Source organism: Paraburkholderia suaedae (assembly GCF_040812055.1).
Classification (GTDB): domain Bacteria; phylum Pseudomonadota; class Gammaproteobacteria; order Burkholderiales; family Burkholderiaceae; genus Paraburkholderia.
In genome coordinates this window covers 188,134-202,220 of sequence record NZ_JBFOAH010000007.1, presented here as the reverse complement: position 1 = coordinate 202,220, position 14,087 = coordinate 188,134, and the positions used below count along the sequence as shown (strand labels likewise).

General features: G+C 63.0%; 10 protein-coding genes. 1 reads left to right on the top strand and 9 read right to left on the bottom strand.

Features of this window, described 5'->3' with window-relative positions; translation table 11 throughout:
- Positions 1–10: 10 nt before the first annotated feature.
- Entirely contained in the window at positions 11–1,333 is a 1,323-nt protein-coding gene (locus ABQJ48_RS13080; protein ID WP_367838427.1) for an MFS transporter, read from the bottom strand.
- A gap of 113 nt (positions 1,334–1,446) precedes the next feature.
- The gene (locus tag ABQJ48_RS13075; RefSeq protein WP_367838426.1) at positions 1,447–2,502 is read right to left on the bottom strand and encodes a beta-keto acid cleavage family enzyme; all 1,056 of its coding nucleotides are present in this window, start codon (positions 2,500–2,502) and stop codon (positions 1,447–1,449) included.
- Between the two features lie 232 nt (positions 2,503–2,734).
- Here ABQJ48_RS13075 and ABQJ48_RS13070 point away from each other — a divergent pair, with 232 nt between their 5' ends.
- Positions 2,735–3,736 (top strand): AraC family transcriptional regulator, encoded by a 1,002-nt coding sequence (locus ABQJ48_RS13070; protein ID WP_367838425.1) that lies wholly within the window; start codon positions 2,735–2,737, stop codon positions 3,734–3,736.
- Positions 3,737–3,751: 15 nt separating this feature from the next.
- On the opposite strand, the gene ABQJ48_RS13065 is transcribed toward ABQJ48_RS13070, so the two are convergent.
- The 7 genes from ABQJ48_RS13065 to ABQJ48_RS13035 all read right to left on the bottom strand — a co-directional run bounded on the left by ABQJ48_RS13065 (position 3,752) and on the right by ABQJ48_RS13035 (position 13,913).
- Entirely contained in the window at positions 3,752–4,360 is a 609-nt protein-coding gene (locus tag ABQJ48_RS13065) for a PqiC family protein (RefSeq protein ID WP_367838424.1), read from the bottom strand.
- Positions 4,357–5,976: a PqiB family protein gene (locus ABQJ48_RS13060; RefSeq protein WP_367838423.1), complete on the bottom strand. Its 1,620-nt coding sequence runs from the start codon at positions 5,974–5,976 to the stop codon at positions 4,357–4,359. Before ABQJ48_RS13060 ends, ABQJ48_RS13065 begins: the two co-directional genes overlap by 4 nt.
- A complete protein-coding gene (locus ABQJ48_RS13055; protein ID WP_367838422.1) occupies positions 5,951–7,240 on the bottom strand; it encodes a paraquat-inducible protein A in 1,290 nt (429 codons plus the stop codon). The genes ABQJ48_RS13060 and ABQJ48_RS13055 overlap by 26 nt, the downstream gene beginning before the upstream one ends.
- Positions 7,237–8,712, bottom strand: a complete 1,476-nt coding sequence (locus tag ABQJ48_RS13050) for an efflux transporter outer membrane subunit (RefSeq protein WP_367838421.1) — start codon at positions 8,710–8,712, stop codon at positions 7,237–7,239. Before ABQJ48_RS13050 ends, ABQJ48_RS13055 begins: the two co-directional genes overlap by 4 nt.
- A gap of 1 nt (position 8,713) precedes the next feature.
- Complete coding sequence (locus ABQJ48_RS13045; RefSeq protein WP_367838420.1) at positions 8,714–11,941, bottom strand: efflux RND transporter permease subunit; 3,228 nt, start codon at positions 11,939–11,941, stop codon at positions 8,714–8,716.
- Between the two features lie 12 nt (positions 11,942–11,953).
- Positions 11,954–13,147: an efflux RND transporter periplasmic adaptor subunit gene (locus ABQJ48_RS13040; protein ID WP_367838495.1), complete on the bottom strand. Its 1,194-nt coding sequence runs from the start codon at positions 13,145–13,147 to the stop codon at positions 11,954–11,956.
- 379 nt (positions 13,148–13,526) lie between these two features.
- A complete protein-coding gene (locus ABQJ48_RS13035; protein ID WP_367838419.1) occupies positions 13,527–13,913 on the bottom strand; it encodes a response regulator transcription factor in 387 nt (128 codons plus the stop codon).
- Between the last annotated feature and the right edge of the window lie 174 nt (positions 13,914–14,087).

Below are 14,087 nucleotides of genomic sequence, written 5' to 3'. Positions count from 1 at the left end.
ACGATCACACTCAGCGCACCGCCTGCTCGCGCAGGGTATCGAGTCGATTCAGATCGGCGGCGTAGTTGCGCTTGCCGATAAAAAATGCAATGGCCGCGACGAGCGGTGCCAAGGGGACGAGTTGCAGCGCGCCGAGCAAACCGATCCGGTCCGCGACGATTCCTGTCAACACGGCAGCAGGTGCGAGACCCAGCAGGTTGTTCGCCAGCGTGAGAGTCGCGAATGCCGATGCATGAATCGACGGCGGAGTGAGGTTGGCCACCATCGCGCCGGACGGACCGCTCGCGCCCGCGCTGAAAAACATGCCGGCGCCGATCATCACGAGTTGCAAAGGACCGGCCGGCAGGCGCAAGCCGATTGCGAGGAGCGTGAAACAGCTCGCGCAGAAGACGATCGCCATGCTCCATTTCCGCTCCCTCGCCTTCACACTGAACCGGTCGGCCAGATGTCCGCACACCACCATGCCAACGCCCGTAATCAGCACGAACAGCGCGGCCCCCACGGCGGCCTTGCCGACGGGCATGCCGTAATAGCGATTCAGAAAACTCGGCATCCATGCCCACATCGCAGCAGGAACCAGCAGGTGGATGCCGCTGCCCGCATAGGCGGATACGACGGACTTCGTCGAAAAGAGCCCTTTCATCAGAGCGCGCAGGCTCATGCGTACACCGAGATCTTGCCCCTGCCGGCCGGCGCTCGCCGGTTGCAGCGGTGCAAGACGCTTTTCGGTGACGATGCAAACGTAGACGACGACCAGCACCATCCCGAGCGCCGCCATTGCGCCGAACGCCGCGCGCCATCCCATGTGAGCGGCGACCGCACCGCCGAGCGCCATGCCGAGAACCGAGCCGAATGCGCCGCCCGCCATGAACGCGCCCGTCAGTGTCGAGCGCAGCCGAGCCGGAAAAATGCTCAGCACGACCGCGATGCCGACACTGCCATAAGCAGCCTCGCCGATGCCGACGAAGGCGCGCGCGACCAGCATCTCGCCGTAGCTCGTCGCCACTGCGCAGCCGAGAGTCGCGAGACTCCACATCGTCGCCATCAGGACGATGCTCTTCACGCGGCCCCAACGGTCCGCCAGCACCGACAGCGGGAAGGTGAGCACGCCCACCATCAACGCGACCACGCTGCTGAGCGCCCCCAGCTGGGCGTCGGAAAGATGCCACGCAGACTTGAGCATCGGAAACACCGCATTGAGCACCTGGCGCGACATGTAGTCCGACAGGAGCAATCCAACGGTCAACGCAAATACCACCCATGCGAAAACGCGCACGTCCGCTTTGGCCGCCGGGATTTCGCCTGTCGTGGGCTCGGCATGCTGCATAAGCATTTCTGTCTCCTTTGTCTCTTCTATTCAGCGCGCTTTCCACTTACCGGCAGAACGAGGCTGACATGTATCTCGCTCTCCGGAACCGGACGGCGAGCCTGCTGCGGCCTGCCGCGCTATGCCGCGCGGCGCGGCAGATTCTTCACGCCAGCCTCGCGATTGGGCGCCATGCCGTTTGCCGCGAGCGTCTCGTCAACCGTGTCGTATTGCACGCCGATGCGATAGATCTCACGTGCTTCCTTGCCGGTGGCGATCTCGCGGCCCAGTTCATGCGCAACGCGCACGCACTGCTCGATCTGCTGTACCGATGTGAAACGCTGCCCGCGCTGGTCGATGATCGTGTCTTCGATGCCGCAGCGCGGATGCAGCCCCATCGACATCGCCATCATGTTGAACGGCAGCACGTTTTTCAGCAGCGATTCAGCCGTCAGCGTGCAGCCGTCCGGCGTACGGTGGACAAAGTTGAAAAAGTTGAACGGGTTGGGCCCGTCGAAGCCACCGCCGATGCCAATCCACGTCAGATTCAACGGACCCTTGTAGATGCCCTTGCGCACGAGGCGCTCGAGCGTCTCGAGCGCGTGAATGCCGGTCAGCTGGAAGTGCGGCTGGATGCCGGAGGCCTGCAGACGTCGCAGGTGTTCCTCGACCCACGCCGGACCCGCGGGCACCGTCATTTCACTATAGGCGCTCATGAAGGCGGGGTTGGACAATGAGGTGCCTTCCAGATATTCCGGATAGAGCAACTCCATGATGTTCATCTGCGTGGTGTTGATCGCGACCGTCACCTGATCGGGCTTCGGCTCGAGGTCGGCCAGCATGTGACGCGTGTCGTCGGACAGCCATTTGGCGGCCTGGCCGTCGTCTTCCGGCGCAAACGAGATCGAGCCGCCGACCTGAATGATCATGTCGGGCACGGCTGCACGCACGCCGGCGATCAATTCGTTGAACTTCGAAAGGCGCTTGGAGCCCTTGCCGTCGAGTTCGCGCACGTGCAGATGCAGCACCGTGGCACCCGCGTCATAGCAGTCGACCGCCTTCTGGATCTGCTCGTCCATCGTCACCGGAATGTCTTCGGGAAAATCCTCCGGCATCCATTCAGGGCCGTACGGAGCGGTGGTGATGACTACCTTGTCCTGATTCTCAGGGTGCAGCGAATCGTCGAGAAATTGCATCTTGTGTCTCCAGATGTAGAGGTGAGATTCCGGTGCCGCGAGTCGCATCGAAGCTGCGGAACCAACGATCAATAGCTGCACGATACGGCAATGACGCTTTACACTTTTGTGATTAGGCGCCATAGTTTTAGCCGTCTGTGCCACTCAGCGTTAACACCGATCTGTGCGTCTGGCAGGCTTTTTATCAGTGGAAACAGGGCGTAGTCCGAACCGGGTTGGCAGGAGACAAACGATGGAAACGATGCTGCGATCAGTCGCAATGAGCGGCTATTTCGATGTGACCCGGCGGCTCGGACTGAACCCGGTCGTGCTCGCGCAGCAGGCCGGAATCGACGCCGCCGCGCTAGCCAATCCGGACGACCGGGTGCCTGTGTCGGCCTGTTGCCGCTTACTGGAACTCACCGCTGAAAAAGCGTCGTGTCCGACTTTCGCGCTGCAAATGGCTGAAACCCGTCAGAAGTTCGGAACCGGCGTCGTCAACGTGCTGCTCGCGCACAAACGCACGCTGCGCGAGGTGCTGCTCGCGGCCGCCGAATACCGGCATCTGCTCAACGAAGCGTTGGCCGTCCATGTCGAAGATGCGGGCGCAACCGTCACGATTCGCGAAGAACTTGCTGTCGAGCCCGGCACGCCTACGCGCCAGGCTATCGAGCTTGCGCTCGGCGTGCTCGCGCGTCACTCCAGCGCGCTGCTCGGCAATCACTGGAAACCGCGCGCGGTCCATTTCACTCATCCACAGCACGCGGACCTGACGTTCCACCGGCGCTTCTTCGGCTGCCCGCTCGAATTCGGCAGCGATTTCAACGGCTTCGTGTGCGCAACCGCCGATCTCGACTATCCCAATCCGGGCGCCGACCCGGAACTGGTCCGCTATGCCGAAAGCCTTGCGGCGCCGCTGAACCTGAGCGGTGCGGATTCGACCGCGCTCGAAGTGCGCAAGGCGATCTATCTGCTGCTGCCGCTCGAACAGGCCACTGTCGACCCGGTGGCCCGGCATCTGCATCTGAGCGTGCGCACGATGCAGCGCCAGCTCGAATCGACTGGCACCAGCTTCTCGGAATTGGTCGAAGAAGTGCGGCGCGAGCTTGCCGTGCGCTACATGAGCAACCCGCGCTATCCGATCGGGCGAGTCGCGGCGCTGCTGGGCTATACGCAGCAGGGCTCGTTCACGAACTGGTTCGCGTCGCGATTCGGCATGACGCCGCGCGACTGGCGCAGCAGCCGGGGAAAATGACGGGGACGCGTTCCGCTATTGCGGCGCGCTCGTCTGAATGGCTGCGGCGATCTCGCGGCTCACGGCCCCGAGCGCCCGGTCGCCTGCCGACACCAGACCGTCGAAACCGGGCGTCGTCATCTCTTGCCTGACGAGCGACTTCCCGGCAACGGGCGCGCCTTTGCCCGGCGGAAGCACCGTCCACAGCGCCTCGATCGTGACCGACTCGCTCGGCACTGCATCGAAGCGGATCACGTCCACACGCACGCGCCAGGTTCGCGCCGCGTCGAGCCCCGTATCGAATATCGACACCCGGTCGGAGCCCAGCAGCGTCGTCAGATCGCCGGCAATCGCGCGTGCGATATCGCCCTTCAGCGGCTGCCCCCAGCGGGCGAATTCGTCGAGCGTCACCTGGTTATCGCCGCGGCGCGTCACTATTTGCGGTCTATCGAGCAGGTCGGGAACGGTGACCGGACTCACCACCACATTCGCGGGCTTGGACGGCGTCAACGGCGCGAGCGTGCGGTCGGGGCCGAGCGTATAGAAGCTCGCCTTCGGCGAACTGCCGCATGCGCTGAGCAGCGCGCCTGAAAGCGCGGCCAGCATGCCGAGCATGAACAGGATAACGAAAGGCCTGCGTCTCACGGCTGGTTCTCCGGCTTGCCGCGCACCAGTGCCTCGGGGTGGCGTTCGAGGTAGTCCGCGAGCGTGCGCACGGCGGCCGCCGTCTGCGCGAGCTGACCCATGGCGTCGGCGACATTCTGCTGCAGCACGGAGTCCGGCTGCAGCGCGCTATTGGCGGAAGTCATGGTTCCTTGGGCGGCGGTCAACGCATCCTTGGCTGACGGAACGACGTCCTTGTCCAGATGCGTGAGCAGCGTGTTGGCGCTCTGCAGCGTCTGTTGCGTGTTCTTGCCGATCGCTTCGAACGGAATGGTGTTCAGTTTCGCCGCGAGGCGCGACATGGAATCCTGAAGCGATTGCAGTGTGTTGGGAACAGTCGGAAACTGTGGTGGATTCTTGCTCCAGTCTATCTTTTCCTTCGGCGCATCCGGGAAGAAGTCGACCGCGAGATAACGCTGCCCCGTCAGCAGATTGCCTGTTCTCAATTGCAGGCGCAGGCCTTTCGACACCAGATAATCCGCGAACTCGCGCGAGTTCGTGACGACCGGGCCGCCGGTTGGCCCGCTCTCATACCGGTTGGTGAAGCGTTCGGGGTAGAAGGCGATCTCCACCACAATGCTGAGCTTCCTTGCGTTCCGGTCGAACCGGGTATAGATGCCGCTCACGTCGCCAATCGTGATGCCGCGAAAATCGAGCGGCGCGCCGACTGTCAATCCGCGCACCGAATCGTCGAATTCAGCAACGTACCGGTTGACGATGCGATCATGCCGCTTCATGGCTTCGCCGAAGTTCTCGAACAAGGTGAATGAAGCCCCAGCGGCAGCCGGCGCCTCGTTCAGTGAATGCTCCAGCGTGTCGAACGCGACGCCACCGATCATGATCGAGACGAGCGATTGCGTGTTGACCCGCACGCCGTTGGTGTCCAATGCAACGTCCACACCGCTCGCATGCCAGAAGCGCGTATCCGGTCTGACGAACTTGTCGTAGGGTGCATTGACGAACGCATGCAAGGTCACGCTCGTGCCGTCCGGATCGAGCGAGAACGACGTGATCTGTCCCACCTGCAGCCTGCGGTAAAAGATCGGCGTGCCCGCATCCAGCGAGCCCATGTCCTTGCTTTTGAGCACGAAGTCCCGGCCGGGAACATCGCTGGCGATGACCGGCGGCGTCTCCAGGCCCGCGAACTGGTGCCGCGCCTTGGGCGAGCTTCCCGCATCCATGCCGACGAACGAACCGGACAGCAACGTGCCGAGGCCCGATACCGTGCCGCCAGAGATGCGCGGGCGCACGACCCAGAAGCGCGTGTCGTCGACTAGCAGATCGGCTGCATCCTTTACCACCTCCGCGGTTGCGATCACATGCTTGTGATCCCGCGACAGATTCACTTCCTTGACGACGCCGATATCGACGTCGCGATATTTGATCTTGGTCTTGCCCGCCTCCAGCCCTTCTCCGGTGACGAATGTAATGGCGATCTTCGGTCCCTCCTCGAGGACCGCCTTCACCGCCAGCCAGCCGCCGATGAGCACGGCGACGATCGGCACGAGCCATACCACCTGGAGCCGCCAGCGTGCGCGCGGCGCGGCCACGGCTTCCGGAAGATCCGGCAGTTCAGGAGTGTTTCCGGATTCCGGCATGATTTTGCCTGGCCTCGTCCCAGATCAGACGCGGGTCTAACGACATGGCGGCGAACATGGTCAGCACGACGACCGCGCCGAACGCAACGGCGGCCGGTCCTGCATGGATCGTGGCCAACGCCTTGAACTGGACGAGAGCGACCAGCATGGTGATGACGTAGATATCCAGCATCGACCAGCGTCCGACCAGTTCGACCACCCGGTAGATCCGCGCGCGCTGTTCGGGATTCCAGCGCGAATGAAACTGAATCGAGATCGAGAGAAACGCGATGGCAAGAATCTTCAGCATCGGCACCGCAATACTCGCGATGAAAACCACGAGCGCGAGCAACCACGAGCCCGACGTCCACAGGTAGACAACGCCGCTCATGATGGTGTCTTTTGCGGCCCCGAACAGCGAACTGGTGTACATGACCGGCAAGACGTTGGCGGGAACGTACAGCACGATTGCGGCAATCAGGAAAGCCCAGGTGCGCGCGAGGCTGTCGGGCTTGCGGCGATGCACCGAGGCTCCGCAGCGCGGACACGACAGCTGGTGTGCGTGAAGCGGCGCCTTGGCGAGCAAACCGCAGTCATGACATTGAACCAGCCCGCAGTCCGACGCGTTCAGCCAGCCTCGCAGCATGGCGTGCTCGCCGGGCGGTTCGCTCTCGCCATGCCGAAGCGCGCCGATGCGCGCCCACAGGTTGCGTGAATCGAAGGCCGCCCCCACCGCGGCGAGCGTGAGCGTGAGTGCGCCGAACGACCACAGGCCGATGCCCAGCACGATGCTGGCAATGTGGGAAAGCTTGACGAGCGCGACCAGCAGGCCAAGGATCAGCACCTCGACCATACCCCAAGGCTGAATCAGGCGGGACAGCCGGAACACGGCGCCAGCGGCCCAAGGCACACGATTGAACTGCAACGGCACCAGCAACCACAGCATCGTCGCAACGTGGAGAAAAGGCGTGAGCACGGTGGTGGCGAAAACGAGCCCGGCGACCGGCCACATTCCGTCCTGGTACAGCACGCGTACCGAGCCGATCAAGGTCGTGTTGATCAGCGTGCCGTTCACCGAAAGCCCCACGATCGGATACGAGTTGGCGATCACGAGCAGCACGCACGCGCCCAATGAAAGCGCGAAGGCGCGGTCGAGCGAATTGGCGCGATTGCGGTAAAGCTCGGCGTGACAGCGCCGGCACCGGAGTATCCCGCCTTCGGGAGCGCCCGCATCGAGTTGCAACAGATCGCATTCGTGACAGGCGAGAAGACCGTTGCGTGTCATCGCTGCACCTCGGAGGACGGCACGCCCGCCACCGGCTGTGGGGCAGCGGGCGGCTGCGTCAGTTCCTCCGCCTTGACGACCCAGCCGCCGCCCATCGCCTTGTACAGATTGACGAACGACGTGAGTTCGGCGCCTTGCGTCTGCGTATAGCTCAGCTGCGCATTGAACAGGCTGCGCTCGGCGTCGAGCACCTCGATATAACTCGTGTACCCGCCTTCATAGCGCAGCCGCGCGAGGTGTGCGTACATGGAGAGCGCGCTCACCTGGTCGGCCTGCACGCTCATTTGCTCGCGCGACTTTTGCAGGTTGATGAGCGCATCCGAAACTTCCTGAAACGCGACCTGAATCGCCTTCCGGTAGGCGAAAAGCGCTTCCTGCTGGCGCGCCTCGGCCTGGTGGACTTGCCCTTCGATATTGCCTGCCGTGAAGATCGGCAACGACACGACACCGGCGAACGACCACACCCGCGCCGGTCCGGAAAACAGGCTGGCGAAATCGGTGCTGAGCGAGCCGAACAGCCCCGTCAGCGAAATCGACGGGAAATACAATGCGCGCGCCGCGCCGATCAGCGCATTTTGCGCGACCAGGTTCTGTTCGGCCTGCAACAGATCCGGGCGGCGTTCGAGCAGGTCGGACGGCAGGTCGGAGGGAATCTGTGGCGCGGCTAACGCATCGACTTCGCGGCCACGGACAATCGGTTCGGGATTGCGTCCGAGCAGCACGGCGAGCGCGTCTTCCTGCACCGCGATTTGCGCCTCGAGTTGCGGCAGCGTGGCGCGGGCCGCCTGATATTCGGATTCGCTCTGCGCCAGTTCCAGTTGCGATACCTCGCCGCCCCGAAAACGCAGCGTGAACACGTTGACCGAATCGGCGCGGCTCTTGACTGTGGCTTTCGCGATGTCCAACTGCCTGTCGAGGCTACGCAGGTTGATGTACGACGAAGCGACGGAGGCCACCAATGAGAGAATCGTCCCACGGCGACCCTCTTCGCTGGCCAGCAGGTTCGCGCGCGCCGCTTCGCTCTGACGCCTGATCTTGCCGAACAGGTCGATTTCCCACGATGCCGACACGCTGGCGTCGAACTGGTTGAAGACCGGGCTGACACCGGCCGGCAGCGGCACCGAGGCGTCCCGCGACGCGCCCTGACGCGACGCATCGAAGTTCGCTCCCACTTGTGGAAACAGCCCGGAACGGGTCGTCACGAACTGACCGCGAAATTCTTCGACGCGCGCAGCGGCAATCTTGACGTCCAGGTTATCGGCGAGCGCCGCGGCGATCAGGTCATTCAGAACCACGTCCTGAAACTGTTCCCACCAGAGCGTGTTCGCGGTCTCGGCTGTTTCCTGCATGCTGAAGCGGAAGGTAGCCGGCACTTCCGCCTTGGGCCGCTCGTAGTTCGGCCCAAGCAGACAGCCAGAGAGGCTCAGTAGCGCAAGTACCGCGAGCAGACGCGCGTATGCCGGTGCACGCATGTCAGTCGCCCTCGTGCTGCGCGGAGGGCGTGACCTGCGGTCCACCCGAACCGCCCGTTGCGGGCGTCACGGGTACCGGAGTGCCGGCGTCCGGCCCTGGTTTCGGCTTGGGTCCGCTCTTGCGTGAGGACAGGGATTCGAGCAGGTAATAGAACATCGGGATGAAAAATACCGCAATGACCGTCGCGCCGAGCATCCCGCCGATCACACCGGTGCCGATCGAATGCCGGCTATTCGCCGAGGCGCCCACCGCGATGGCGAGCGGCACGCAGCCCAGGATGAAAGCGAGCGAGGTCATCACGATCGGGCGCAGCCGTTCTTCGGACGCGCGCACGGTCGAATCCAGCACCGACGCGCCCGCTTCGCGGTTGAGCACCGCGAACTCGAAGATCAAAATGGCGTTCTTCGCAGCCAGTGCGACCAGCATGGTGAGGCCGATCTGGAAGTAGATGTCGTTTTCGAGGCCGCGCATCAGGATCGCGAGGAACGCCCCGAAGAGCGCGAACGGCACGGCCATCAACACGCCGAGCGGCAACGACCACTTTTCGTACTGGGCGGCGAGGATCAGGAACACCATGACGAGGCCGAATATGAACACCGCGCCCGAGGTTCCGCCGGACTTGCGCGCTTCATAAGCCTCACCGCTCCACGCCACGCCATAGCCGGGCGGCATCTCGGCGGCGAGTTCTTCCAGCGTGCTGATCACCTGGCCCGAACTGTAGCCGGGCGCCGCGTTCGCCGTCACGAGAACCGCCGGGAAGTTATTAAAACGCGTGAGCAGATCAGGGCCTGTGACGTACTTATAGGTCGCAACCGCTCTGAGAGGAACCATCGATCCCGTCTTGCCGCGCACGAAGATCCGGTCCAGATCCTGGGGCCGGAGGCGGTATACCGGATCTGCCTGCAAGATCACCTGCCACAGCCGGCTCGAACGGTTGAACTGCGACACATAGAGAGAACCGAACATCGTCTGCATCGAGCTGTAAACGTCTTCGATCGGCACGCCGAGCGTCTGCGCCCGCTCCCGGTCGACCTCGACCAGCAACTGCTGCGACGAAGCGTTGAACGTCGTCGTGACGCGCGAAAGTTCGGGCCGCTTGCGCGCTTTCTCGATGAACTGTTGAACGACCCCGGCGAGCTGGGCGATCGTCGCGTCACCCTTGCTCTGGATCCATACTTCGCTGCCCCCTGTTGTGCCAAGGCCTGGGATAGATGGCGGATTGACCGGAATGACGAGCCCCGCCGTGATCTTCGACAAGTTCTGGTAAGCGTCCGTCAGCACCGCTTTCGCATTCTGCGTACGGCGGTTCCCGCGCGTGTAGCGCTCGTCGAAACCCTTCAGGCCGACGAAGAAGGTGCTGGCGTTATTCTTGTTCTGCACATCGAGCAGACTGTATCCGTCGACCGTCGTGATGCTGCCGACCGCTGCCTGTTTCATGAAGTACTCGGTCACCTGGTCGGACACCGCCCCCGTGCGATCCAGGCTCGCTGCATCGGGCATCTGCACCGCGCCCAGCAGATAGCCCTGGTCTTCCGGCGGCAGGAACGCACCTGGAATGGCCTTCACGATCACCACAGTCAGCGCGATCATGCCCGCGAACACCAGCAAGGCCAGCACAAAGCGCCTGATGAGGAACTGGATTGCGCGCGAATAGCCCGTTGTCATCCGCGCAAACGAGTTCTCGAACCAGCGGAAGAAGCCTTTTTTCTCCTTGTGCGAACTCTTGAGCAGCACCGCGGCCAGCGCAGGCGACAAGGTCAATGCGACGAGACCGGAGATCACCACCGAGATCGCAATGGTGATGGCAAACTGCTTGTACAGTTGACCGGTAATGCCGCTCACGAACGCCACTGGCACAAACACCGCGCACAGCACGAGCACGATGGCGATGACCGGCCCCGCGACCTCGTCCATCGCCGCCTTGGCCGCCTCCTTCGGAGGGAGCTTGTGAACGGTCATGTTGCGCTCGACGTTCTCGATCACCACGATCGCGTCGTCCACCACGATACCGATGGCGAGCACCATGCCGAAGAGCGTCAGCATGTTGATCGAGAAACCCAACAGCGCCATGCCCATGCAGGTCCCGACAATCGAAATCGGCACCGCCAGCACCGGGATGAGGGTCGCGCGCAGGCTTTGCAGGAAGATGTACACGACGATCACCACCAGCACCAGCGCTTCGAAAAACGTGTGGATCACATCGGAGATGGACGCTCGCGTGAACTCCGTCGTGTCCATCGCGATCTCGTATTTGATTCCCTCCGGAAACGACTTGCTGAGCTCGGCAAGGCTCGCGCGCACCTGCTTGGACACATCGAGCGCGTTCGCCCCCGGTTGCTGGTAAACCGCGATGATGGTGGCCGGCTTGCCCTGAAAACGGCTGCGGATCGAGTAGTCCTTCTGCCCCAGTTCGGCCCTGCCCACGTCCTTAAGCCGCACGATGGCCGAACCTTCGCTTGCGGCGCGCAGAATGATGTTTTCGAACTCGGCCGGTTCGGCGAGACGGCCGCTCGTCGTCACCGCGAACGACTGCTCGACGGGCGCTCCCGTGGGCGACTGCCCGATGCGCCCGACCGCGAACTGCTGGTTCTGATTCTGCACGGCATTCTGCACATCGGTCGCGGTGATGGCGAGCTGCGCCATCCGGTCCGGTTTTAGCCAGACGCGCATTGCATAGTCAGGCGTACCGAAGATGCTCGACTGGTTGGCGCCGGGAATACGCTTGAGCGCATCGAGCACGTAGATGTTTGCGTAGTTCGCGATGTACGTGCTGTCAAAGCGCTGGTCCGGCGAATAGATGGCGATGACCATCATGAACGCCGAGGACTTCTTCTGCACCTGCACGCCCTGCGCCTGAACCGACTGCGGCAGTTGCGGCAGTGCCAGGTTCACGCGATTCTGTACGTCGACCTGCGCGAGTTGCGGATTGGTGCCGATTTCGAAAAACGCGTTGATCGTCAGATTGCCAGTCGATGAACTCGACGAGTTCATGTAGATCATGTTGTCCGCGCCGTTCACCTGCTGCTCGATCGGCGCGGCCACGTTGTTTGCGACGACATCGGCGCTCGCCCCCGGATAGGTGGCGGAGATCGTGATCTGCGGCGGCGTGATATCCGGATACTGAGCGACGGGCAGCGAGAACATCGTCAGCGCGCCTCCCAGCGTGATGACGATGGAGATGACGGACGCGAAGATGGGCCGGTCGATGCAGTAGTGGGAAATACTCATCGTTGCCGTCCTTTATTGCGACGCGCCGGAAGCGGAGGCCGCCGCCGATGTCGCAGATGCGCCCGCCTGAGCGTTCGCCTGTTGCGGTGCGCTCGCGCTCGTCGGCCGGTCGACGATCTTCAGCGGCACACCTGCCGTCACGCGGATCGCACCGTCGACCACGACGCGCTCACCGGCTTTCAACCCGTCCGTGATGAACCAGTCGTCGCCTTGCCATTCGCCGACTTCGACGACCCGCTGATGACCTTTCGACTCGTTGTCCACGACCCACAGAAAGTGGCTTTTCGAGCCTTGCAGAACCGCGCGCTGAGGCACGAGGATCGCGTTCGGCCGGACCGCTCCGGCCACGCGCGCCCGCACGAACTGGCCCGGACGCAGCACGGACTTCGCATTGTTGAACACGGCCCTCACGAGAAAAGTCCCCGTTTCGGTGCTGAAAGCGGGATTGGCGAAGTCGATCGAGCCTTGGTCCGGATAGACTCCACCGTCGGCGAGGACCAGCGACACCGTGAACGCGTTATTCGGAGGGAAGCGCAGATGCCCCGTGGCAATCTGGTCCCGGTATCTCAGCATTTCGTTTTCGGAGATGCTGAAGTTGACCCATATCGGGTCGAGCTGATAGACGGTGGTCAGCAGTCCCGACTGCGTCGCGGTGACATAGCTGCCATCCTGTTGCCGCGCGAAGCTCGACAGGCCGGTCAGCGGCGATTTGATCGTCGTATAGCTGAGATTCAGCTGGGCGGTGTCCACCTCGCCTTTTGCGGCGATCACCGCTGCGGCGGCCTGCGCCTCGCTGCCGACCGCGTCGTCGAGGTCCTTCTTGCTCAACGCGTTCTGCGCCACGAGCGGTTGCACCCGCGCCAGATTGGCCTTCGCCACCTGATAGCGCGCCTGCTGCTGGGCCAGTTGTCCTTTCGCCGTTTGCAGCGCCGCCTCGAACGGCTTGGGGTCCATCAGGAACATGGTCTGCCCGTTCTTCACGAGCGAGCCTTCGACATACGTGCGCCGATCCAGAAAGCCGTCTACCCGGGCGCGTATCTGAACTTCGCGCGAACTCTCGGTCTGCGCCGTGAATTCGAATTGCACGGGTGTGTCGCGCGGCGTCACCGTCATCACCGTGACTTCGGGCGCACTCTGTTGCGGCAATGCCTGGGTCTTGCCGCAGCCGGCGACGACCGTGCACAGCGCGAGAATCAGCGTCAACATCTGCAAGCGTGGCAGCGTCGTGTGCCAACGCCGGACATGCGGGTTGGGGATTCGCATGGGGATAGAAGTCGGCGCCGGGATACCGCCGTCGGTAGTCTCGAGGGCCGGCCTGGAACGGCCGCGTGTGCTGGCCCGCGCGCGAGGCACACGCGCTAGCCGCCAGGGCAGCACGCAGGTAATGAAGGCAGTATTCATCGCGTGATCCAGCGGGATGCGTCCGGGCTCTTCATATCCATGTTCTCCGGATGGCGTCAGCGTGGCTGACGGCTGCGTGAATTCCAGTTTGGTCACCCGCCCAAGGCAGAGCAATGGGACTTTGGTCTCATATCGCGATGAGCGCGCCGCTGCGCGCGGCGAGCGAGCAGTGACAAGAACCGCTTCAGGGCGTGGGCGGAAGGCCCAGCGCGATCTGAGCGGTGCGGATCAGGACAGAACCGTTGAACGGTTTGCGCAGATAGCCGACTGCGCCCGCGGCCAGCACCTGCTCGCGCACGGCCGCATCGTCGTGAGCCGTGATGATGACGACACTGATCGACGTTCCCGCCAGTCGGCGCTGCACCTCGAGGCCGTTGATGCCCGGCATCTGAACGTCGAGAATCACACAGCCCGGTCGGAATGACGGAACGGACGATAGCTTGTTGAGGAAGTCGTCGCCGCTCGTGAATACCTCGGCCTCCATGCCAACCGAGCTCAGCAAGCGCTTGATCGCCCTTCCGACGGACTCTTCATCGTCGACGACGGCCGTGGTTGGTTTGGCATTACCCATATAGTGTTTTCGACCCTCAGACGTTGCCGCAAAAGGCGATTACGCAGAGTAAGCCTAGCGACCCGGCGCGGAAACGGAAATAGGACTTTGGTCCACCGCCCTGAAGAATTGCAAGCCATTGCCGACGATTCGGCACGCCTTCCGATGCCGCTGGCAGATCTGCGCGCTGTGCCG

What these genes read in the sequence shown, in the direction of transcription:
- ABQJ48_RS13080 (WP_367838427.1), bottom strand. Translation starts at nt 1,333, where the DNA reads ATGCTTATGCAGCATGCCGAGCCCACGACAGGCGAAATCCCGGCGGCC.
- ABQJ48_RS13075 (WP_367838426.1), bottom strand. Translation starts at nt 2,502, where the DNA reads ATGCAATTTCTCGACGATTCGCTGCACCCTGAGAATCAGGACAAGGTA.
- ABQJ48_RS13070 (WP_367838425.1), top strand. Translation starts at nt 2,735, where the DNA reads ATGGAAACGATGCTGCGATCAGTCGCAATGAGCGGCTATTTCGATGTG.
- ABQJ48_RS13060 (WP_367838423.1), bottom strand. Translation starts at nt 5,976, where the DNA reads ATGCCGGAATCCGGAAACACTCCTGAACTGCCGGATCTTCCGGAAGCC.
- ABQJ48_RS13055 (WP_367838422.1), bottom strand. Translation starts at nt 7,240, where the DNA reads ATGACACGCAACGGTCTTCTCGCCTGTCACGAATGCGATCTGTTGCAA.
- ABQJ48_RS13050 (WP_367838421.1), bottom strand. Translation starts at nt 8,712, where the DNA reads ATGCGTGCACCGGCATACGCGCGTCTGCTCGCGGTACTTGCGCTACTG.
- ABQJ48_RS13045 (WP_367838420.1), bottom strand. Translation starts at nt 11,941, where the DNA reads ATGAGTATTTCCCACTACTGCATCGACCGGCCCATCTTCGCGTCCGTC.
- ABQJ48_RS13040 (WP_367838495.1), bottom strand. Translation starts at nt 13,147, where the DNA reads ATGTTGACGCTGATTCTCGCGCTGTGCACGGTCGTCGCCGGCTGCGGC.
- ABQJ48_RS13035 (WP_367838419.1), bottom strand. Translation starts at nt 13,913, where the DNA reads ATGGGTAATGCCAAACCAACCACGGCCGTCGTCGACGATGAAGAGTCC.